The 19540-nt window shown below is 66.4% G+C and carries 18 protein-coding genes, 1 tRNA gene and 1 pseudogene; all 20 read right to left on the bottom strand.

The annotated features are described in order from the left end of the window. Nucleotides 1-845: 845 nt before the first annotated feature. Nucleotides 846-1274, bottom strand: a complete 429-nt coding sequence (locus QZY48_RS33075; RefSeq protein ID WP_295438805.1) for a single-stranded DNA-binding protein — start codon at nucleotides 1272-1274, stop codon at nucleotides 846-848. A gap of 460 nt (nucleotides 1275-1734) precedes the next feature. Then, nucleotides 1735-4254, bottom strand: coding sequence for a DUF3987 domain-containing protein (locus tag QZY48_RS33070; protein ID WP_295438803.1), 2520 nt, complete (start codon nucleotides 4252-4254; stop codon nucleotides 1735-1737). Between the two features lie 266 nt (nucleotides 4255-4520). After that, nucleotides 4521-4817: a hypothetical protein gene (locus QZY48_RS33065; RefSeq protein WP_295438801.1), complete on the bottom strand. Its 297-nt coding sequence runs from the start codon at nucleotides 4815-4817 to the stop codon at nucleotides 4521-4523. After that, nucleotides 4814-5122 carry a hypothetical protein gene (locus QZY48_RS33060; protein ID WP_295438799.1) on the bottom strand — a complete coding sequence of 103 codons (309 nt, stop codon included), beginning with the start codon at nucleotides 5120-5122 and terminating at the stop codon, nucleotides 4814-4816. The genes QZY48_RS33065 and QZY48_RS33060 overlap by 4 nt, the downstream gene beginning before the upstream one ends. 320 nt (nucleotides 5123-5442) lie before the next feature. Then, nucleotides 5443-5772 (bottom strand): hypothetical protein, encoded by a 330-nt coding sequence (locus tag QZY48_RS33055; protein ID WP_295438797.1) that lies wholly within the window; start codon nucleotides 5770-5772, stop codon nucleotides 5443-5445. Nucleotides 5773-5951: 179 nt separating this feature from the next. After that, nucleotides 5952-6782 carry a hypothetical protein gene (locus tag QZY48_RS33050; RefSeq protein WP_295438795.1) on the bottom strand — a complete coding sequence of 277 codons (831 nt, stop codon included), beginning with the start codon at nucleotides 6780-6782 and terminating at the stop codon, nucleotides 5952-5954. Continuing rightward, nucleotides 6779-7885 carry a site-specific integrase gene (locus tag QZY48_RS33045; protein ID WP_295438793.1) on the bottom strand — a complete coding sequence of 369 codons (1107 nt, stop codon included), beginning with the start codon at nucleotides 7883-7885 and terminating at the stop codon, nucleotides 6779-6781. The genes QZY48_RS33050 and QZY48_RS33045 overlap by 4 nt, the downstream gene beginning before the upstream one ends. Nucleotides 7886-8343: 458 nt before the next feature. Then, nucleotides 8344-8419, bottom strand: a tRNA-Lys gene (locus QZY48_RS33040). Nucleotides 8420-8542: 123 nt separating this feature from the next. After that, nucleotides 8543-9436, bottom strand: a complete 894-nt coding sequence (gene ybgF, locus QZY48_RS33035) for a tol-pal system protein YbgF (RefSeq protein WP_295438792.1) — start codon at nucleotides 9434-9436, stop codon at nucleotides 8543-8545. Nucleotides 9437-9453: 17 nt separating this feature from the next. Next, nucleotides 9454-10032: a peptidoglycan-associated lipoprotein Pal gene (gene pal / locus QZY48_RS33030; RefSeq protein WP_295438790.1), complete on the bottom strand. Its 579-nt coding sequence runs from the start codon at nucleotides 10030-10032 to the stop codon at nucleotides 9454-9456. Between the two features lie 11 nt (nucleotides 10033-10043). Continuing rightward, on the bottom strand, nucleotides 10044-11351 hold the full coding sequence (gene tolB, locus QZY48_RS33025) for a Tol-Pal system beta propeller repeat protein TolB (protein ID WP_295438788.1): 1308 nt from the start codon (nucleotides 11349-11351) through the stop codon (nucleotides 10044-10046). Nucleotides 11352-11430: 79 nt separating this feature from the next. Then, entirely contained in the window at nucleotides 11431-12726 is a 1296-nt protein-coding gene (gene tolA / locus QZY48_RS33020; protein ID WP_295438786.1) for a cell envelope integrity protein TolA, read from the bottom strand. A 2-nt stretch (nucleotides 12727-12728) separates the two neighbouring features. After that, nucleotides 12729-13172 (bottom strand): protein TolR, encoded by a 444-nt coding sequence (tolR, locus tag QZY48_RS33015; RefSeq protein ID WP_295438784.1) that lies wholly within the window; start codon nucleotides 13170-13172, stop codon nucleotides 12729-12731. Between the two features lie 31 nt (nucleotides 13173-13203). Beyond that, nucleotides 13204-13878, bottom strand: coding sequence for a protein TolQ (gene tolQ / locus QZY48_RS33010; protein WP_295438782.1), 675 nt, complete (start codon nucleotides 13876-13878; stop codon nucleotides 13204-13206). 198 nt (nucleotides 13879-14076) lie between these two features. Continuing rightward, entirely contained in the window at nucleotides 14077-14445 is a 369-nt protein-coding gene (locus tag QZY48_RS33005; RefSeq protein ID WP_295438781.1) for a hypothetical protein, read from the bottom strand. Between the two features lie 91 nt (nucleotides 14446-14536). Continuing rightward, nucleotides 14537-15634: pseudogene (ruvB, locus tag QZY48_RS33000) on the bottom strand (Holliday junction branch migration DNA helicase RuvB). A 14-nt stretch (nucleotides 15635-15648) separates the two neighbouring features. Then, complete coding sequence (locus QZY48_RS32995; protein ID WP_295438779.1) at nucleotides 15649-17151, bottom strand: FAD-linked oxidase C-terminal domain-containing protein; 1503 nt, start codon at nucleotides 17149-17151, stop codon at nucleotides 15649-15651. A gap of 87 nt (nucleotides 17152-17238) precedes the next feature. Then, the gene (locus QZY48_RS35190) at nucleotides 17239-17523 is read right to left on the bottom strand and encodes a type II secretion system protein (protein ID WP_366929825.1); all 285 of its coding nucleotides are present in this window, start codon (nucleotides 17521-17523) and stop codon (nucleotides 17239-17241) included. A 212-nt stretch (nucleotides 17524-17735) separates the two neighbouring features. Beyond that, the gene (locus QZY48_RS32990) at nucleotides 17736-18179 is read right to left on the bottom strand and encodes a rhodanese-like domain-containing protein (RefSeq protein ID WP_295438777.1); all 444 of its coding nucleotides are present in this window, start codon (nucleotides 18177-18179) and stop codon (nucleotides 17736-17738) included. 151 nt (nucleotides 18180-18330) lie between these two features. Further along, a complete protein-coding gene (locus tag QZY48_RS32985; protein WP_295438775.1) occupies nucleotides 18331-19125 on the bottom strand; it encodes an SDR family NAD(P)-dependent oxidoreductase in 795 nt (264 codons plus the stop codon). Nucleotides 19126-19540: the final 415 nt, after the last annotated feature.

Here is a 19540-nt window from a genome sequence, read left to right as displayed (position 1 = left end):
CTTGAGCCCATCGCCAGGGCCTTGAGGCTGGTCCTCCTGGGTGCCGATGCCCATCGCCAGGGCCGGGCCGCGCTCGATCCTGCGAGGTTGCCGCCGACCTTGAGCCCATCGCCAGGGGAGACAGGCACGGCTCAAGCCCGAACCCGCCGCGGCGCAACCGATCCGCCAGCGATACCGCTCGCCAGCCGGACAATCCCGGACACGTTTTCGCTGCAACAAGGCGCAGTTGAACCCGTTACTTTTCGCCACCCGTTTTATCGTCAATCACGATGAGAAAAATCGAAACGATCGGTCGCACCTATTGTGGACTCCTGTTAACTCTGGTTGGCCCGTATCCGGCCCCCGCTCAAACGCCCTCGATTTCTCTCGCTGTTTTCGTCCGCCGGTCCCCTGTGCGTCGCTGAGCGTTTTTCGCAAGACCTAGGAGCAAGGGCTAATACCTAGCAACTCCCAGCGCCGTTTGATCGGTTGCGCCGATGGTGGACTTTAGTGGACTCGTTTTCGCCGATGGCTAAACCGTTGCGACCAGCCTCCCCCCTCAAACACCCGAACCGTTGCGACAGTTGCGACAGTTGCGACACATCAACGCAACGCCATGAGAGACAAGCGTTTTCAGGATTCCGCGAGTTGCGACACTTCCATGACAGGTTGCGACAGTTCGCGACAGTCGGCCGATCCTCGCCAGAATCCCGCTCCCCCCCTCAAACACCCGAACCGTTGCGACAGTTGCGACAGTTGCGACACATCAACGCAACGCCATGAAAGGCTAGCGCTTTCAGGATTCCGCGAGTTGCGACACTTCCATGACAGGTTGCGACAGTTCGCGACACTTCGCCCCGCGTGCCCTAAAACGGCAGGTCGTCATCAAAGGGCGGCGGTTCCCGCTCGGAGAATCCGCGGTCCGATCCGCCCGGCTTCGGTCGGTCCGCTTGCGTCGGCGCCGCCCGCCGGCCCCCGGTCGGCTTGGCGCTCTTGGCGGTCACTACCGAGTCGGCCATCAGGGACCATTGTTCCCGGACCTCCCCCGCTGCGGTGGTGTAGCTCCCACGGCTCAGCTTGCCCACGGCCGCGAGCATTTGCCCTTTCTCGGCCCTCAGCATCGCCTCGGCCGTGGTGCCGAACCCAAGGACCGATACCCACAAGGTCGCCCCCGCGTCGGCGTTCCAGGGCGCCACGTCCACGGCAACCGATACCGTTGCCATGTCCTTTCCCGCCTTGGTAGTGCGCGCTACCGGGTCGGCCCCCAGTCGGCCGTAAATGTTCGCTATCAGCATGGTCTGTTACTCCATCTCGGTCGGTTCGTCTTCGGGCTCAATCGACGTTGCGTCGGGATACCAGGCCCGAACCTCTGCCGGGGTCGCGCCCGGGGTGAAGCTGTGCGACGCCAGGGCGCCGTCAGCGTGGCGGATCAGGTACAGGCGCCGCGTGCCTGGAAGGGGTGCCGGTGCCGGTTCCCCCCTCGCGCCCCCCTCAACTGTCGCAACTGTCGCAACTGTCGCAACGGGTGGGCTGTTTGAAATTGCCGCCCGCGGTGCCAGAAACCTGTCCAAAACGCTCGCCATGTCGCAATTCCTATAGAAAGAAAGAAGTAAAAAAAACTGTTTATAAGAGAAGCTGCGACAGTTGCGACAGTTGCGACAGTTGCGACAGTTATCACCCGTGCCTGTCCTTAAATCGGCGCATACACGGCCAACTGTCGCAACCCCTTTGCGACAGGTTGCGACAGTTGGCGAGTCATTGTTTTTTCAGTAGTTTGGGATTGACCAGCAAGCGCTTTTGCTTACCGCTGCCCCCCATCCTGACGTGCCCGGCATCGGCCAGAACGGCAATTGCCGCATCCCGCCGGGCCGAATCCCGCACCGGGTTCGGCCCCAAGCGCAGAATGTCACGGGTCGCAATCTCCCCGGACTGGTTGACGATGGGGGTCCCGTCCGCGTCGGCCAGTTCAAGCGCACGGCTCCCCAACCAAGCCGACAATTCCCGCGCGTCGGCGCGATCCTCGGGCGTGGCAATCTGATCGAACAGGCGCACCGTCTCATTTAGGTGCCAACTGGCAACCTTAATGCCGGCCTCCATGTATCGCTGTTCAACCTCCTGACCAGGCTTGCCTTGATCGAACACCTTGAACACGGCAGCAACCCGCGCCGCGTTTTCCGCGCTCTTGCTCCCGACATCCCGGACCGCGCAAAACTCGCCAAACTGGCGAAGCTCCCCCTCGACCGCGTTGTGATACTCCACCCAATCACGTTTCGCGCCAGCCGACAGGCACATGACCGGCGGTATCAGCCGCATCAAGTCCCCTTGATCTTCCCCCCCGCGGTCAATCGGCAAGGGTAAATCCAGCAACCGCAACACCGCGGCGTCAAAGTCATTGAGTGCCGGCCAATCGTCGGGCGGGTCGGCATACATCCGCGTGCCCATCGTTGACACGGGGGACGACAACAGGAACCGCGCAATAAACCCAATGTCGCGCGCCCCCTTGTCGATCAACTTAGGCAACAGGGACGGCTGTATCATGAGGAACGTCGATAATCTACGCCCCCTTAGTTCCGCGGTAAGTGCCTGTTTGCGCACGGGTATGTAATCCCTCCCATCCCAACAGATGTTGAGTATCGACAGCATCGAGGTTGCCGTTTCGTCGCCCATCCCATGCGAGCCAACGACGATACCCCCCTCGTCTGACGATAGCGCCGCACTCGGCCAACCGAGCGCGAAGTTATAGGCAAAGGCGGCCGGTGTTACGTCCTCATACGTTAGCAACGGCAAGGGTGGGCAGGTTTGCGGGTTCTGTTCCAACTCAATCAGTCGATCTTGCAGACGATCAATTTCGGCCTTGCTTTCCGCTGAGTCTTTCGCCGCCAGGGCCTTGATCTGACCGGATACGCCCTTAACCCGTTCCACCCAAGCAGCTTTCATCGCCCTGGCCCTTCGATTCTCATTGGTTCCCCGCTCCCGCTCCCGTGCCTGCCAAGCCCGCGCCGCGCGTCCAAACTGCTTATCGGCCGCGCTCTTGCGCTCCCCCGACTCGGCCGCGATCAGTAGGCTAAGACTGATCGGGCCGCTTAAGTGGCTATTGCGCGCCACATCGGCTAACCCTTGAGCGGCCAACGACATCTGACCTAGGGCCGACGACGCAACCAAGGACATCGGTTGCTGCCCCACACGCTGATACTCGATCAGGGCAGAGCGGGCAGGTTCAGGGAAGCAATCCACGGGGTAGGGCTTCGCTGTCGTGGCGCCCGACAGGTCGCCAGGGTCGGGCCAGTGGTCGCGCCCCGCGGTGACTGGGGGTCCGCCGGTCGGTTCGGGTGCCTGGGGAACAGGCACGGGGTCCCCGCCCGCGGCGGCAGGGTGCCCTTCCGGGGGCTGCGTCTCGGGCGCAGTGGCGGCAGGGTGCCGCCCTCTGTGGTCGGCCATCGGTGGCGGTACGCGCCGCTTCGGGTTGACCCAGCCGCGCCGCATCGCTTCCGCGAACACTGCGCCGGGTCCCGTGGCGTCCGCCTTGAAGCCGCGCCACACGCGGGCCGCGTCTTTCGCGTCGTACTTGTCGCTTCCTTGTGACCATTCAACCCAGAGCGCGCGGCCCACTTCCCCCAATGGACACAATGCCTGCCCCATCCTGATCCATAGGGGGCGATCATCTGACGGAATAGCGGCCAGGGCCGAACGAAGTTCGGCGGGTTGACCCTCGGGTATCTCTGCCGGGGGCGGGCGCTTCTCTGTTGCGCCCGGCTTGGCAGGCTTTGCCGTTGTGGTCCCCACGGCGTGAAGCGGGGCCAAGGTGCCATTGACGAACTCGGCCAGGTCCGCAACATCCCCCCCGTAAGCGGTGCCTGTCACAGTGAAATAGCGGCCCTTGCTGTATGCCTCGATACCTGAAGTATTCGACGCCAGTGTGGGGAAGTCGCGCCCCCGGCCGATCGCATGAAAGCCTTTTCCCGATGGGGATTGCTCCACATAGCCGGGCAACTGGTCAACCAGCGCTTTCAGTTCCGGCCGTTGGTCGGTCCCGTCCAGGTCGATGCCTTGCCAGAATCCGCCCGCATCCTCCCCCAAGGCGAAGCCAAGACCCGTATAGCGCCCGGTCGCCAGGGCCTTCAGTGCATCCTCGAAGGTCCCTAACTTGGCCAGGTCCGCCGGAGCATCCAGCGTGCCCGCCCGTGGCGATCCGTCTAGGTAAAACGGGACCTTGCGCGGCTTCTTCCCCGCTTGCGGGATCGCGCGCCAGCCAAGCCAGCGGCGGGCCTCTTGCATCGTGGCAGGGATCTCATTGCACAGAGTCTCGGGGTCCAACGGCGGATAGAGTGCACCCGGCGCAAGCGCCGGGGTCCCCACAAGGGGAGTTTCAGCCATTGCGCGCCCCCCGCGTCCAGCACGCCATAACCGATTCAGGAACCGGGCTCCGACAGCCGGGCGGGGTAAACCTGATGAACCGCCAGCGTCGCGCGATATCGCGCCAGGTTAATAGCCCGCGGTCGCGCCGCCAGCCATAGGACCCGGGCCGGTAGGGAGGTGACTGTTTATTCATCGTCGGCCCCGTTCGCCCCCGCGGGTGCTTTCTTGCGCGGCCAAGGGGTGCGGTTGGCCTCGTGATATGACAGCGCGTCGCTGATTTCATCAACGAAAGCCACCAACGCATCTGAGAATATAGAAGGGTCGATCCTGGAAGGATCACAAGCAGCCAGCATCGCGAGCCTTGCCCGGATCGCGGAAAAGGCATCGTCAAGGAACATCTCGGACGCGATGCTATTAGCGGGCATCGGCACGGCAGTTTCACGCGCAACGGCGGCGGCGCTTTGGTCTTTGGTGGGCTTCATGCTGCGCCCCCCGCGATGTCTTCCTGAGCGGCTACGTCGTCCAGCGCGTTGCAATAGCCATACAAGAGGCTCGCCAGCCCGAGCGGTTCATTCACGCTTTTCGCTTGGTCGATCAGGTCAGCGAGACAGGAAAGCTCTGAACGGATGCGGTCGATGGTGTCGCGGCCGTCCAGCGTCAAGCCAGGTGCGGCGCGGCGTAGGGCTTGGTGAATGTCGTCGGGGCCGATGGCGGCGGCCGTGCCGGGTAGCGGGTTGTCGGTGGGCTGCGCGGTCGCGCAGTTGGAAGGGTCTAGCGGGTTGAGCATTAGCTGATCTCCAAAGATGGATAATCAGCCGCAGACAGACAGGCAGGGGCGCGAATGAATAGCCCGATGAGCTATACTATTCGGCGCCGGTGTCGGGCCATCTAACGGCCAGGCTTAGCGCGGTTGCCCCTGCCAGGGGGCGCCGCGACGGCACAGGTTAATCAGGTTTTTTACCGAAACGCAAGCGACAAATTCAAGCGCCGCCCCCTGCCCGGGGTTGCGCTTTTTTCTTGCGTGCGGCTTAGTGGTTGATGTTGCGGGCTTTCTGCGTGGCGACGAAGAACAGGCACGGCCCCCCGTCGGGTTGGTCCAGGGGGTCATCAGGCGCACCCGGCCATGGTCGGACGGGCGATCCGGGAAGCTGGCGCCGCCTTGGTCCGGGTCCGGGCGCGCGGGGGACTACAAACCGGGTTGGTCCGCTGCCAGGCAAACCAACGCTCGGGATTGATGAGGACCCGGCGGCCCCGGCGCACCACGGCCCCGGCCTTGTCCAGTCCATTGGTTGAACTGTTGAAAATCGCCCAACGACAACCGCCCAACGATACCCCGGGGTATCGCTCGGCAAATTCCTTGACGCTGTACCAGACGTGGTCAGGGTTGAGGATGGGCAGGGCGGCGGCGGTTGCCGCTGCATCGGCGGGTGTGGGCATCGTTCGCACCTTTCGGCGGTTGCGAGCCGCGGGTTGCGGCTGCTGTGGTGCGAACGGTAGATGGGTCTACTGGGTAAGGCCGATGTGCCCAACCCACTCTTTTTAAAATCCTTCAGATACAGACGGTAACGCTAAATCTGGGTAAGCCTTGGGTAAGCCTGCCCACTTACCCAAAGCTGCTATAGCTTTCTGCGGATGATTTCCGTCGAGTCCGGGAGGGTCAGGGCGGCCTTGACCAATGGTGCCAAGGCTCGGTTGCTGATCGGTTTCTTCCGCCCGGCGCGTATTTCTGCGCCTTTGGCGTGCCATCGTGCCCATTCTTGGCTGCGATCATCGGCCGTGCCTTTTCTTCGTTCGGCCATGCCTTGAAGCTGTGCGCGCCGACTGCGCCCTAGAGCAATATCCGACTGATCGGGGTCAGGAGCGGTCACTGGCGCCGCCGGTTCCTGGGTCGCTGGCTTCGGCTTCGGCTCCCTGCGATCCTCAGCAAACCCTTGCATTACTTCCGCGCGCTCGGCAGGTGACAGCATCGGGTTAAGGATCAGGTCCAAGTCGCCGGGGCGCTCCTCCTCCCACAATCTCACGTGCGATTGGTGGGCGGCCTCGAACTCGTCGAACCAGACGAACACCCCAGGTGGCAGCACCCGCCGTGCCCGCTCCTCATAAATGCGGTCTCGCAAGGGATGCTCTAGGCCCGGCGCCGCTCGCGCTAGTCCTTCCCTGTCCAATTCCATGGATAGGGCATCCATCGCGATTCTTATCCTGTCCCACTCAATGGGTCGGATCGGTTCGGCGGCCCCCCGGGGACCGCGCCGATAAGCCTGCAAGTGGCGCATCATCCCGAACTCGGGATGTTCATCATCCCGCGACAAGTCTTTTGCGATCCGCATAGGGTACATTGCCCGGGGTGCCACCAAGACCAGCGAACGCACCGGCAGCGCTGCGCGGGGAATCCCCCCGTCCAGAATCGGGACGAGAACGCCCGACGGCTCGGGTGCCGTGTCGCTCACTTGCCCCCCTCACCGAAATACCGCGCGTTCATCCGCTCGACCACGCTCGCGGTGTGGGCCTCGCTCAGATGGGCATACCGCTTGACCATGCTCAGCGTCTTATGCCCAAGAACCTCGGCAATCTCGGCCAAGCTCGCCCCGTTCATCGCCAGGTAAGACGCGGCCGTGTGGCGTAGGTCGTGCCAGTGGAAATCCTGGATCTCCGCGACCTTCAAAGCGGTCTCGAAGGGGGTCCGCAGGTCTACCGGCTTGGCCGGGCGGGTGTGGCCGGGAAACACCAGGTCGGTATCCAGGCGCCGCACCTTTGAGCGCTCCCGGAGTAGTTCCAGGGCCGGGCCAGCCAAAGGCAACACGCGCCGCTCCCCGTTCTTGGTGTCGTCCAAGGTGGCGACGCGCCGGGTAAGGTCTACCTGGGGCCAGCGCAAGCCCATCACTTCCTGTTGCCGGGCGCCAGTGGACAGGGCCAGGATCACGGCGGGGTAGAGGTCGCGGTTGCGCGACTCCCGACAGGCACTCAACAGGCGCTCGCGTTCATCGTCGGCCAGGAAGCGCACTCGGCCGCGGGGTTCCTTGGGCTTCGTCACCTTCAGCAGCGGATTGAACTCGACCCAAGCCCATTCCTTCACGGCCACGGTGAAGGCGTGCGACAGGGCGGCCAAGTAGCGGTTGACGGTCGCCGGGGTACGGTAGCGCGCGGGTCCGGCCTGGGCGGGGTCCTTTGCCGTGCAGGGTATCGGCTCACGGCTCAAGGTGTCGCGGTACTCCGCGAGCAGGGCGGGGGTGACATCGGCCAGGGTCTTGCTACCGATCTGGTCTTTCCACCAACCAAGCTGTTGGACTTGGGGCGCCTGGGTCGCGGTCTTCTTGGTGGGCAAGACATCGCGGGTGTAACGGTCGATCAGGTCCGCCAGGGTGTGCCGCTTGGCCTCCACGGTGCCGAAGTGTCGGCCTTCCCGGATGGCACTCTCTGTGCCCTGTGCCCATTTCTTCGCGTCGGTCTTGCGGGTGAAGGTCGCGCGCTGCGCCGGGTAGCCCTTCAGGCGAACCTCGACCCGGTAGGACGTGGCGCCGCTGGCGTCGGTGCGTTCGGTAATCGTCGCCATGGGTCAGGCCCCCACGGTCGAACGGGTGCGGTCGGTATACTTGGCGGTAGCCATGGCCGGGCCTCGTAACAGGTCGGTTTGGGTCAGGGTCCCGGGTCGGTTGGCGCCGTCCCGGGGTCCATCAGCACTGGCTAAAGTCTACAACAAACGACCAAAAACGCCAACATATGATTACCTATCATGTGTTGCGACACATCAAGTATCTGTCTCTACTGTCTTTCGTGAGTGCGCCATGGGCGCATGGCGCACTGTCGGCGCAGTTCAGAAAAAAACAGGGTTGAAACCGGGCCGGATCGGCGCCCTTGGGGCTGGCGGATCAGGGCGCGGCGGTGTCGTTGGGGAAGCCGAACCAGGGGCCGGGCGGGGCGCTTGGTTGCCGCGTGTTGTTTGCAACTGCGCCATGAGTGCGCCACGGACAAGGAAAAGGGCCGGGGATTTCTCCCAAGCCCTTGTTTTTATGGTGCGCCCTGCGCGACTCGAACGCGCGACCACCTGATTAAAAGTCAGATGCTCTACCGACTGAGCTAAGGGCGCTAAGACCGCTCAGTATAGACGCCTTGGGCTTGGTTTTGAAGCCCGGCGCGGTGCTCCTTCGGCCGGAGGAGCGCCGGCGCCCCGCCGCCCTGGGTGCGGCACTGCCGATCGGGCGCCGCTGAACTATTTTTGCTCCGCCCCGGTGCGCTCGGCTCCGAGTTTCTGCAGGCGGGTCTGGGCGAGTCGCGCCTCGGTGCTGCCCGGGTACTTGGCGATGAGCAGTCGATAGGCGGCGCGCGCCTGCTCGCGGGCGTCCAACTCGGACTGGATGTTGGCGATCTTCAGCATGGCCTCGGGGACCCGGGCGCTGGTGGGGTTCAATTGGACCAGGCGGTCGAATTCAGCCAGGGCCGCCGGGTAGTTGCGCTGGACATAGTAGGTCTCGGCCAGCCAGTAGCGGGCCTGATCGGTGTATTGGCCCTGCGGGAAGCGGGCCATCAGGTCAGTGAAGGCGGCGGCGGCGTCCGGGTACTTGCGCTGCTTGAGGAGTTCAAAGGCGTCGCGGTAGGCGTCACGCTCGTTGCCGCCGGTGGTCTCCGGGCTCGGCAGGGAGGGGATGCCGACGGCGCTGGGGGAGGAGGGGCTGGGGGCGGTGACCGGGGCCGCCGCCTCGCTGCCGACCGGCGGCTTGAGGTCCTTGCCGCTCAGGTCGAGCGCGCCGGGTCGGGGGGGTGGCACCGCGCCCGCGGGGCCGACGGCGGGCGTGCCGGCGGCCGGGGTGTCCAGGCCCTTGCCGGTGCCCAGGCGGGAGTCGATGTCGAGATACTGGTCGCGCAGTTGCCGTTGGAGCTTTTGGATGTCGAATTTCTGGGTCTCCGCCAGGCCGCGCAATTCCTGCACCTCCTGCTGGAGTTGCTGCATCTGGAGTGTGAGTCCGGAGGCACTTTGGTTGTCCATGATGCGTTCGATGCGCGCCACGCGATCTTCCAGGAGCGGATCGGCCGCGGCGGCGGCGCCGATCAGGGTGGACGCCAGGAGGGCGGTGACGAGGAGTGGGGTAGGGTGGGCGTGGTTCATGCTGGGTTTCGCGTGCCTCAGTAGTGGATGATGACCCGCCGATTCAGTCGCCAGGCGGCGTCGCCGTGGCCAGGGTCCGCGGGCTTTTCCTCGCCGTAGCTCAAGGTGGCCATCTGGTCCGCGCTGACGCCCTCGGCCACCATGAGTTGCCGCACCGATTCGGCACGGCGGTCGCCCAGGGCCAGGTTGTATTCGCGGGTGCCGCGCTCGTCCGTGTTGCCTTCCAGGGTGATACGCTGGCCCTTGGTCGTGCCCAGGTAGGCCGAGTGGGTGCGGATGACGTCTAGAAATTGTGGTTTGATCTCGGTGCTGTCGTAGTCGAAGTAGATGGTGCGGCGGTAGAGCGGGTTGGCCGGGTCCTCCCAGGGGCCGCGGTAGGTGGGACGCGCGGGCTCGGTCCGCGCCGTGTCGGCGACGCTCGGGGCGGCGTTCAGGGGCAGGGGCGGCGGCAGGCCGGTCCCGAGGGTCTGGGGCTCGAATTGCGGCTGGGTGCTCGCACAGCCGGCCAGGAGCAAGGCCAGTACCAGCACGGCGCCGGGCGGTGCGGCCAGGTCGCGGCGCGGCGCGGCGCGGGGTCGGGTCGGGGTCGATATCACGGAGGGCCTCTTCATTTCGTTATCGGCGACCAGGCGGGCTCGCGCACCTCACCCGCGTCCTGGGAGAGCCGCTGGCTCCCGCCGCCATCCACCGCGGCGGTCGCGAGCACGCCGCGTCCGTCTTGAATCGTCGCGTAAATTACCATGCTGCCGTTCGGCGCGAAACTGGGGGACTCGTCCAGGTCGCCTTGGCTCAAGACTTTGGTCAAACCGCGTTCCAGGTCCAGGACGGCGATGCGGAACTGGTCATTGACCCGGCTCACCATGGTGACGGACTTGCCGTCCGGGGCATAGGAGGCCCGGGCATTGTAGTCGCCCTCGGCGCTGATGCGCTCGGCGGGTCCGCCGGCGGCGGCCATGCGGTAGATCTGGGGGCTGCCGCCGCGATCGGAGGTGAAGATCAGTTGGGTGCCGTCCGGGGACCAGGCGGGCTCGGTGTCGATGGCGAAGTGGTCGGTGACCTGGGTCAGTTCGCGCGTCTGCAGGTTCAGCACATAGATGTTGGCGTTGCCGTCCTTCGACAGGGTCAGGGCGAGCCGCTGGCCGTCGGGCGAGAACGCCGGTGATCCGTTGATGCCCGGGTAGCTCGCGACCAGGTCGCGGCGGCCGCTTGCCAAGTCCTGCAGGTAGATGGCGGCGCGCCGGTTCTCGAAGGATACGTAGGCCAATCGCCGTCCGTCGGGGGACCAGGCGGGGGACATGAGCGGGTCATTGGACGAGACGATGGTCTGGGGGTTGGTGCCGTCGGCGTCGGCTACCCGCAGCGTGACCGTCTGGCTGTTGCCGCGGCCGTTGGAGGTGATGTAGGCGATGCGCGTGGCGGCCACCCCGGGTTGACCGGTGAGCTTCTCGAAGATCTGGTCGGCGATGCGGTGGGCGGTGAGGCGCAGTCCGCCGGTGGTGGTGCTGAGGTTCCCGGAGGCGATCTCCTTGCCCCCGAAGACATCGAAGAGGGTGTAGCTCACACGGTAGCCGCTGCCCTCCGGTTCTACCCGGCCGATCACCAGGCTGTTGATGTTGAGCAGGCTCCAGTCGCGCAGGTCCACCTCGGCGGCGGTGCTGGGCATGGCCATCATGTCGCGCGTGGGCAGGGCGCGGAATTTGCCCGTGCGTACCAGGTCCGCACTGATGACCGCGGCCACGTCGTCCTTGGTGATCAGCCCCGCGGAGACCCCGAAGGGCACCACGGCGATGGGCTGGGCAGCCTCGACCCCGCCCGTGACCTCGATGGTGAGCCGTGCCTGGGCGGGGAGGCCCAGGACGCCCAGCGCCGCGCCGACGAGGGCGGCGATGAGGGTGGGTAATCTGCCGGTGGTCATGGGTCTGTGGTCTCCGGGGCGGATCAGCGCGCGAGCGCCGCGATAGTTGTCTATTTGTGGATGACTGCTCTTTCCGGCATCAGGGGGAAAAATCGAAATCAAACTCCCGGAATTGCTCGAAGGCGGGGCCGGACGGCACCGGGATCGGGGAGGCATTGTAAATGGCCGCGATCACCGATTGATCAAAGGCCGTATTGCCGCTGCTGCGCACCACCCGCACCGAGTTCGGCACCACCTCGCCCCCCGGCATCACCCGCAGCGAGACCTTGGTCAGCCGGTCGGCGGACTGGCCGGGCGGGTGCGTCCAAAACTGGCGGACCCGGTCCCTGACCACTGGGATGTAGCGGTCCACCTCACGGGCGATCTGCTCGGAGGATGACTGCGAGGCGGCGTCGGACTCACGGGTGCGCTGGGCCTGCGCCATCGCCAGGCGCTCGCGGTCCTCCTGCTCCAAGGCGCGCGCCTCCTCTTCGATGCGCTGCTGCGACTCCTCTTGCGCCAAACGGCGTTCTTCCTCCACGGCCATGCGTTCGGCCTCGGTCTCGATCTGGCGCAGGCGCTGCGCCTCTGCTCGGCGCTGCAAGGCCACCTCGGCCTGTTGTCGGCGTTGCGCCTCGGCCTCCAGGCGCGCCTGCTCCTGGCGGATGCGCTCGCGCTCGGAGTGCATCCGGCGCGCCGTCTCCTCGTCCTCACGCTGGGCCTGCGCGGCCGTGGCCGCGGCCTCCTGGGCCTGGCGTTGCTCCACCTCGGCCTGGCGGCGCGCCTGGGCCTGGGCTTGGCGTTCGGCGGCCGCGGCCTGGCGCCGGGCTTCCTCGGCGGCGTACTGCCGGGCGGCGAGTTCGGCCGCGCGGCGCGCCTGGGTCTCGGTCTCGCGGCGCGCCTGGGCCTCGGCCTGGCGTTGGGCCTCGGCCTGCGCCTCGCGCTGCGCCGCGGCCTGCGCCTGGGCTTGAGCCTCGGCCTGAGCTTGAGCTTGAGCCGCGGCTTGAGCCTGGGCCTCGGCCTTGCGCTGGGCCTCGCGCTGTTGCGCCTGCGCCGCGGCCTGGCGCGCCGCCTCCTCCGCCTGGCTCTTGGCCTGCGCGGCCGCCGCCTCGGCGGTCCGGGTGGTCACGTCAGGGGCGGGCGGCGGCGGTGGGGCCTTGGCCTCCTGGGGCTGCTTGTCAGCGGCGCGCCGGGTCTGCTCCGTCCGGAAGCGAGAGACCATTTCCTCCATGGCGCGGTCGCCCAGGAGGGTCGCCTGCACCAGCTTGGGCGTCTGACCGCCCAGCGTGGGGTCCGCCAGAAAGCGGACGCTGACGAAGAGCAGCAGCCCGAACAGCAGGTGCAGCAACAGGGACCAGTAGAGGGCGCGCCGGTTTTCGCGCAGGACCTGCCACATGGTCAGGGTTCACGGCGGGCCGGCGGGGCGGTGATCAGGCCGACGTTGGGCGCCCCGGCCGCCTGCGCCACCACCATGGCGCGCACCACCCGGCCGTAGTCCACCTCGTTGTCCGCCCGCACCAGCACCGGCGTTTCGGGCTTGTACGCAAGGACGGTGCGGATGCGGTCATAGAGCGTCTTGTCGGTCGCCGGCAGGTGCCTGTCCTGCCCCGCATCGAGATAGAAATCGCCCATGCGGTCGACCGTGATGATCACCGAGGCCACAGTGGGGCTGGGGATGCCGCCCGCCCGCGCCTGGGGCAGGTTGACCTTGACCCCCTGGGTGATCAGGGGTGCGGTAACCATGAAGATCACCAGCAGCACCAGCATCACGTCGATGTAGGGCACCACATTGATGTCGGACATGGGGCGGCGGCGGCCGTGACGGCGCGAGCGCTTGAGCATCGGTTTTAAAGGTCTCGGCGGGGTGGGCGCGTCAACCGCGGCCCTGGCGCTGCAACAGGGTGGAGAATTCCTCCATGAACTCCTCGTAACGGTTGTTGAGCCGCTCTACCTGATTGGAGAAGCGGTTGAAGGCGATGACCGCCGGGATGGCGGCGAAGAGCCCGATGGCGGTGGCGACCAGGGCCTCGGAGATCCCGGGGGCGACCAGCGCCAGGGTCGCCTGGTCGACATTACCCAGGGCGTGGAAGGCGTGCATGATGCCCCAAACGGTACCGAACAGGCCCACATAGGGGCTGGTGGAGCCCACCGTGGCGAGGAAGGACAGGTTGGCATCCAGCCGATCCATCTCCCGGCTCAGGGCCACCCGCATCGAGCGCTCGGCGCCTTGCAGAACCGCCATCATGTCGCTGCCCTCGATCTTGCGCAGGCGCACATAATCCTTGAAACCGGCACGGAAGATGGCCGCCAGGCCGAAGTTCCCCTGATCGTCCGCGCTCAAGTCCTTATAGAGGACGCTCAGGTCCCCGCCGGACCAGAAGCGCTCCTCGAAGGCATTGGCCGCCTTGCGCGCCTTGCCAAGCACCCGGCCGCGGTCCAGGATCAGGGTCCAGGAGGTGATCGAGGCCAGCACCAGGACCAACAGGACCAACTGGACGACGAAGCTTGCGTGCAGGATCAGGTTGAGCAGGGAAAGGTCGGAACTCATCGCGGTCTCTCAGGGCAGTGGGCGCGGCAATCGCCTCCCCGGCGTGGGGCACGGGCAGGGCGGACGGACCGGCGAGCCATGAAGTCCGGTGTCGCCAGGGCGCGGAGCTTAACCGGAAACCGCGGATCATGGGCGGAAGACAGAGCCCGGGGGCACCTGGCACCCTGGGAGCACCGGGCGTTGCGCTTGGCGGTGCCCTCAGGCTAAGTCCCGGCGCGCCAGCCGCCGGGCATTGGCGAGCGTGCGCCGGTGCAGGGGCCGCAGCACCCGGCGGCCGCTGCGCCAGGGATTGAACTGGCCCAGCCACAGGTCATAACCGGCGCGCTGGACCTCCATGGCTACCTCCAGCCCGGCCGCGACCTTCTCGCCCCACATGCGCTGCCATTCCTGTTGGGCCGCCCGTTGGGTTGGGTCGGTGCCGGCGAGCCAGTTGGTGCGGTTCATCATGGTGTAGGCGGAGGTCATCCAGAGTTCTGACGCCACCCAGCCCAGACGCCACGCCTCCCAGGGATTGCCGAGCGGGGTCTTGGTCGGTCGCAGCGTGTTAGTGGTGTGCAGTGTGGCCATGATACTAGGAACCTCGATGTTGTCCTTGCTTGTCTCTTAACTTAATTCTTAGTGTTAAGAGACGCGGAATCTATGGTCCTGTCTCAATGCTCTATATTGTTTTTTCGGCACCCTCCGTCGCCACCCCCTCAAAGAGGTCTCCGATGGCCGGTCCGGGCCCCGCCGCGCCCGACGGTGGCACCCGTACCGGGACCCGCAGGCCCAGGTGCAGATAGGCGGCCGGGGTCGCCATGCGTCCGCGGGGGGTGCGCATCAGATACCCCTGTTGGATCAGATAGGGCTCCAGCACGTCCTCGATGGTCCCACGCTCCTCGCCGATCGCCGCCGCCAGGCTCTCCACCCCCACCGGTCCGCCGTCGAACATCTGGATCACCGCCGCCAGCAGCCGCCGGTCCATGTGGTCGAAGCCCAGCGCGTCCACCTTGAGCATCGCCAGGGCCTGATCCGCCACCGGCACCGTGATGCGCCCGGCGGCCCGCACCTGGGCAAAGTCGCGCACACGCCGCAGCTACCGGTTGGCGATGCGCGGGGTGCCGCGGGCGCGCCGTGCGATCTCCGCCGCCCCCTCCGGGTCCGTGGGGATGGCCAGGATCTCCGCGGAGCGCCGCACGATGGTGGCCAGGTCCTGTGCCGAGTAATACTCCAGTCGTTGGAAGATGCCGAAGCGGTCGCGCAACGGCGAGGTCAGGAGGCCCGCCCGGGTGGTCGCGCCCACCAGGGTGAAGGGCGGCAGATCGAGCTTGATGGAGCGGGCCGCCGGGCCCTCGCCGATCATGATATCGAGTTGGAAGTCCTCCAGCGCCGGATACAGCACCTCCTCTACCACCGGGCTCAAGCGGTGAATCTCATCGACGAAGAGCACGTCGCCCGGCTCCAGGTTCGTCAGCAGGGCCGCCAGGTCCCCCGGCTTCTCCAGCACCGGCCCCGAGGTCTGGCGCAGGTTGACCTGCATCTCATGGGCGATGATGTGGGCCAGGGTTGTCTTGCCCAGTCCCGGGGGACCAAAGATCAGCACATGGTCCAGGGCCTCGCGCCGGGCGCGGGCGGCGCCGATGAAGATCTCCATCTGCTCGCTGACGGCCGGCTGACCCACATAGTCCTGGAGCCGGCGCGGGCGGATCGCCCGCTCCATGGCGCCGTCGTCCCCCGCGGCCAGGGGGCTGATGAGTCGATCCGGGTTGTCGTGCATGGGGTGCAAATTCCTCAGTGCGCCGCGCCCGCGCCGCGCTGGTGCCCGGCGCTCCCAGGCAATTGCCGATACTCCGAACAGCGCCGCGGGGTCGGCACCCCCTTGCCGGGATTGAGCAGCCCCAGCGGGTCGAAGGCCTGTTTCACGCCGCGGAACTGGGCCAACTCAGCCGGGCTGAACTGAACGCACATCTGGTTGATCTTCTCGATCCCCACCCCGTGCTCACCCGTGATGGTGCCGCCCACCTCCACACACAGCTCCAGGATCTGCCCACCCAGGGCCTCGGCGCGCTCCAGTTCACCGGGCCGGTTGGCGTCGAACAGGATCAGTGGGTGCAGGTTACCGTCGCCCGCATGGAAGACGTTGGCCACCGGCAGGCGATACTGCGCGGCCAACTGTGCCGTGCGGCGCAGCACCTCCGGCAGCTTGCGGCGGGGGATGGTGCCGTCCATACAGTAGTAATCGGGGGCGAGGCGCCCCACCGCCGGGAAGGCGGACTTGCGCCCCTTCCAGAAGCGCAGGCGCTCGGCGTCGTCGCGCGACACCTGCACCAGCGTCGCCCCGCTCGCCAGCAGCAGGTCCCGCACCCGCTGCGTCAGCTCGGCCACCTCCTCCAGGGTGCCGTCGAGCTCGCACAGCAGGATCGCCGCCGCGTCGGTCGGGTACCCGGCGTGGGCAAAGGCCTCCGCCGCCTGGATCGCTGGTCCGTCCATCATCTCCAGCCCGGCCGGGATGATGCCGGCCGCGATGATGTCACCCACCGCCTGACCAGCGCGCTCGGTGTCATCGAAGGCGGCCAGCAGGGCCTGCGCCCGCTCGGGCACCGGCAGCAGCGCCACCGTCACCTCCACTGTCACCCCCAGCATCCCCTCCGAGCCGATGTAGAGGGCCATGAGGTCATAGCCCGGTGAGTCCGGTGCCGCCGCGCCGAGCTCGATCAACTCCCCCGTCATGGTCACCATCTTCACCGCGAGCACATTGTGGACCGTCAGTCCGTACTTCAGGCAGTGTACGCCTCCGGAATTCTCCGCCACATTGCCCCCGATGGTGCAGGCGATCTGGCTCGAGGGGTCCGGCGCATAGTAGAGCCCGTGGGGTGCCGCCGCCTCGGTAATCGCCAGGTTGCGCACGCCCGGCTCCACCCGCGCGGTGCGCGCCGCCGGGTCCAGGGCCAGGATGCGATTCAACCGTGCCAGACTGAGTACAATGCCATCACCGACCGGCAGTGCGCCCCCCGAGAGCCCGGTGCCGGCCCCGCGCGCCACCACCGGCACCTGGCGCTCGTGGCATAGACGCAAGACCCGCTGAACCTCCGTGACGGTGCGCGGCAGCACCACCAGCAGCGGGAGCTGGCGATAGACCGAAAGCCCGTCGCACTCGTAGGGCCGCACCTGCTCCTCGTGCTCCAGTACCGCGTCCGTCGGCAGGAAGGCCTGCAACGCCGCCAACAGGCCAGCCCGGGAGGTCGCCAGCCGGGGGTCATGGAAATCGGTCTTGGAGGATTCAAGCAGGCTCATCGGACAGGCACTCGTGCAAACCAGGTCGGGTGGGTCTGAAGATGCGGTACATCCGGAGCCGCATCAACCGCCTGCACGGACACTTGATCAGGCCCGTCGGCAGACCCTCGCGGTCCCGCGGCCCACCAGCAGCGGGCGCCTTGCCCCCGGTCCACCCGCCCGCGGGCGGCACGCCGAGCCGCCGCCGTGCGCCGACCAGCGCGTCATAGCGAACAGGCGGAATGTTGGTAGAGGTTGTTGGAGCCACTGCCTTGGACCGCCGAACGGGGGGGCGGCAAACATCAGTACGATCAGCATGACGAGCACTGTGATCATCAGTTCGATCAGCGTCATACCGCGCTGCCTACGCACCGTAAGGTCGTCATGGAACATGATTGAGCGCTCCGGGCGATGGTGATCGTCGAGAATTCGCGATCCGCGTCAGTCAACGCATAGTATGCGTCACCAGCGCATCCTCAGAGAACGCAGACGAGCATGAAACCGATGATACCGACATTGCTGTCGCTGCCCGCGGCCGTGGCGGCCATGGCGGCAGAATCAGGAGCATCCGCGAAGGTGACGCCGGAGTCCTGCGGGTGTTCTGGTCAGCAGTCCTTGCACGCCGTCACCGGCAGGCCGAGTCTGATCCAGCCGGGCCCGGCCGCGCTGCCCGCCATGCCGTCGGCGACGCTGTAGACCCGTTTAAACCCATGATCCGAAAGTGTTTGTTGCATGTGCGCACTGCGGTTGCCGGTGCGGCAGATGAGTGCGATCGGGGCGCTGTAGTCACCCCGGACCTGGGCCAGGACCGCCGCGGCGAAGCCGTCCGGTCCCTTGGGGTCCTGCATCATGATCGGCGCGGCGCCGGCGGCGATACCGGTCTCGCGCCATTCGGCGGGGGTGCGGATGTCGATCAGCGTGAGCGCGCCGGCCTTGGCCTGGTCGTGCGCCGCCGCGGCGGTCAGGGTGGGGCCGGGCTGCGCGAGGCAGGCGCACAGCAGCGCGACCATCGCCAGGGCGAGCGCGGGCAATCGCAGGTAACGAGACACGGCGCTTCTCCATCAGGCGTTGCGACCCGCCGGGCCGGCGGGTCGCTACGCTCGTCATAATTGCAAGAGACTTAAGCCCCCGGCGGTGGTTTAACCGTAGGGGGCTCAGGAGTCACTGCCTCAGGTCCGATCCAGGGGCATCCCGCCCGGATCAGCCCTTGGAGCCCAGGCGCAGGCCGCCGTGGATGAAATACACGTCGCCGCTGAGCGCCTCGTTACGGTAGATGTCCGCGACCAGTTGCGCCACTTCCTCGGGTTCGATCAAACGGCCGATGGGAATATCCTGAAGGATCTTGTCCAGGGCCTGTTGATTCATGTTCTTCACCATCGGCGTGCCGACGTAGCCCGGGGCCACGGCCACGCAGCGGATCTGATTGGACAGACCGCGCCGGAAGAACTCCGCGGTGATCACCTTGGGCATCACCGACATGGCGGCCTTGGTGGAGGAGTAACTGATCTGGCCGGCCGTGCCCAGTGAGCCGGTGGAGGAGACCAGACAAATGAGCCCCTTGCACTTGTTGTCGATCATGCGCGCGGCACATTCGCGCACGGTCAGGAAGACGCCGTTCAAGTTGATGTCGATGACCTTCTTGAAGTCATCGAAGGACAGCTTGCGCGTGACCTTGCCGGTGTCCCGGTCCGGGGAGACCATCATGCCGTCCTTGATGATGCCGGCAAAGGGTGCGACCAGATTGATGGCCCCGAATTTCTCGATGGCGGTATCGGCAAGCCGGGCGGTGTCCTCCTCGCTGGTGACGTTACCGACCACCGTGACCACCTCGCCGCCCAGTGCCGCGAGCGCCGCCGCGGCCTTCTCCAGGGGCTCCTGCGCCACGTCGGCCAGCACCACCTTGCCGCCGTTCTTGACCCAGTGTTCAGCGATGGCATAGCCGATGCCGCCGCCGCCGCCGGTGATGACCGCGACCGAACCTTTGATTTCCAACATGTCGTTAACTCCGCGTTACTTCTTGATGAGCGATGCGCCGCCCCAGTCAGCGGCGGCGTCCGTTGGTAATCGGTGCCGGGGTGGTGGAACGATCGCTGCGGCGAAGGCCCCGTCCGGCACGCCCCCCGGCCCGGCCGGAGTATAGCGGAAGACTCCCCGTTCGTCCCCGGAAGATGAGCGCTCCCCGTGGGAGTGGCTTGCAGCCGCGATGCGAGGCCGCGGTAACCTGCGGGGCCACGGTATCTTGCGAGGCCCCGTCGCGGCTGCAAGCCGCTCCGGCTGGGTTCCGGCGCGCCCCTCACGGCAAAGCCGCAGCGACGGGCGTCTCGCCCGTCCCTAGCGACCGGACGCTCTCACGGACCGGGCGTCGTTGTCGTTGTCGTTGTCGTAATCGTGGGCGGATCATTCGATTACG

It is taken from the genome of uncultured Thiodictyon sp. (assembly GCF_903828115.1).
Classification (GTDB): Bacteria; Pseudomonadota; Gammaproteobacteria; order Chromatiales; family Chromatiaceae; genus Thiodictyon.
Note: the sequence above shows the minus strand (reverse complement) of the source record. Positions and strands in the feature narration are given on the sequence as shown.

Bases quoted from the DNA above. Each gene is read 5' to 3' on its own strand.
- QZY48_RS33075 (WP_295438805.1), bottom strand. From the start codon at position 1,274: ATGCTGATAGCGAACATTTACGGCCGACTGGGGGCCGACCCGGTAGCG.
- QZY48_RS33070 (WP_295438803.1), bottom strand. From the start codon at position 4,254: ATGCAAGAGGCCCGCCGCTGGCTTGGCTGGCGCGCGATCCCGCAAGCG.
- QZY48_RS33065 (WP_295438801.1), bottom strand. From the start codon at position 4,817: ATGAAGCCCACCAAAGACCAAAGCGCCGCCGCCGTTGCGCGTGAAACT.
- QZY48_RS33060 (WP_295438799.1), bottom strand. From the start codon at position 5,122: ATGCTCAACCCGCTAGACCCTTCCAACTGCGCGACCGCGCAGCCCACC.
- QZY48_RS33055 (WP_295438797.1), bottom strand. From the start codon at position 5,772: ATGCCCACACCCGCCGATGCAGCGGCAACCGCCGCCGCCCTGCCCATC.
- QZY48_RS33045 (WP_295438793.1), bottom strand. From the start codon at position 7,885: ATGGCGACGATTACCGAACGCACCGACGCCAGCGGCGCCACGTCCTAC.
- ybgF (WP_295438792.1), bottom strand. From the start codon at position 9,436: ATGAACCACGCCCACCCTACCCCACTCCTCGTCACCGCCCTCCTGGCG.
- tolB (WP_295438788.1), bottom strand. From the start codon at position 11,351: ATGACCACCGGCAGATTACCCACCCTCATCGCCGCCCTCGTCGGCGCG.
- tolA (WP_295438786.1), bottom strand. From the start codon at position 12,726: ATGTGGCAGGTCCTGCGCGAAAACCGGCGCGCCCTCTACTGGTCCCTG.
- tolR (WP_295438784.1), bottom strand. From the start codon at position 13,172: ATGCTCAAGCGCTCGCGCCGTCACGGCCGCCGCCGCCCCATGTCCGAC.
- tolQ (WP_295438782.1), bottom strand. From the start codon at position 13,878: ATGAGTTCCGACCTTTCCCTGCTCAACCTGATCCTGCACGCAAGCTTC.
- QZY48_RS33005 (WP_295438781.1), bottom strand. From the start codon at position 14,445: ATGGCCACACTGCACACCACTAACACGCTGCGACCGACCAAGACCCCG.
- QZY48_RS32995 (WP_295438779.1), bottom strand. From the start codon at position 17,151: ATGAGCCTGCTTGAATCCTCCAAGACCGATTTCCATGACCCCCGGCTG.
- QZY48_RS35190 (WP_366929825.1), bottom strand. From the start codon at position 17,523: ATGTTCCATGACGACCTTACGGTGCGTAGGCAGCGCGGTATGACGCTG.
- QZY48_RS32985 (WP_295438775.1), bottom strand. From the start codon at position 19,125: ATGTTGGAAATCAAAGGTTCGGTCGCGGTCATCACCGGCGGCGGCGGC.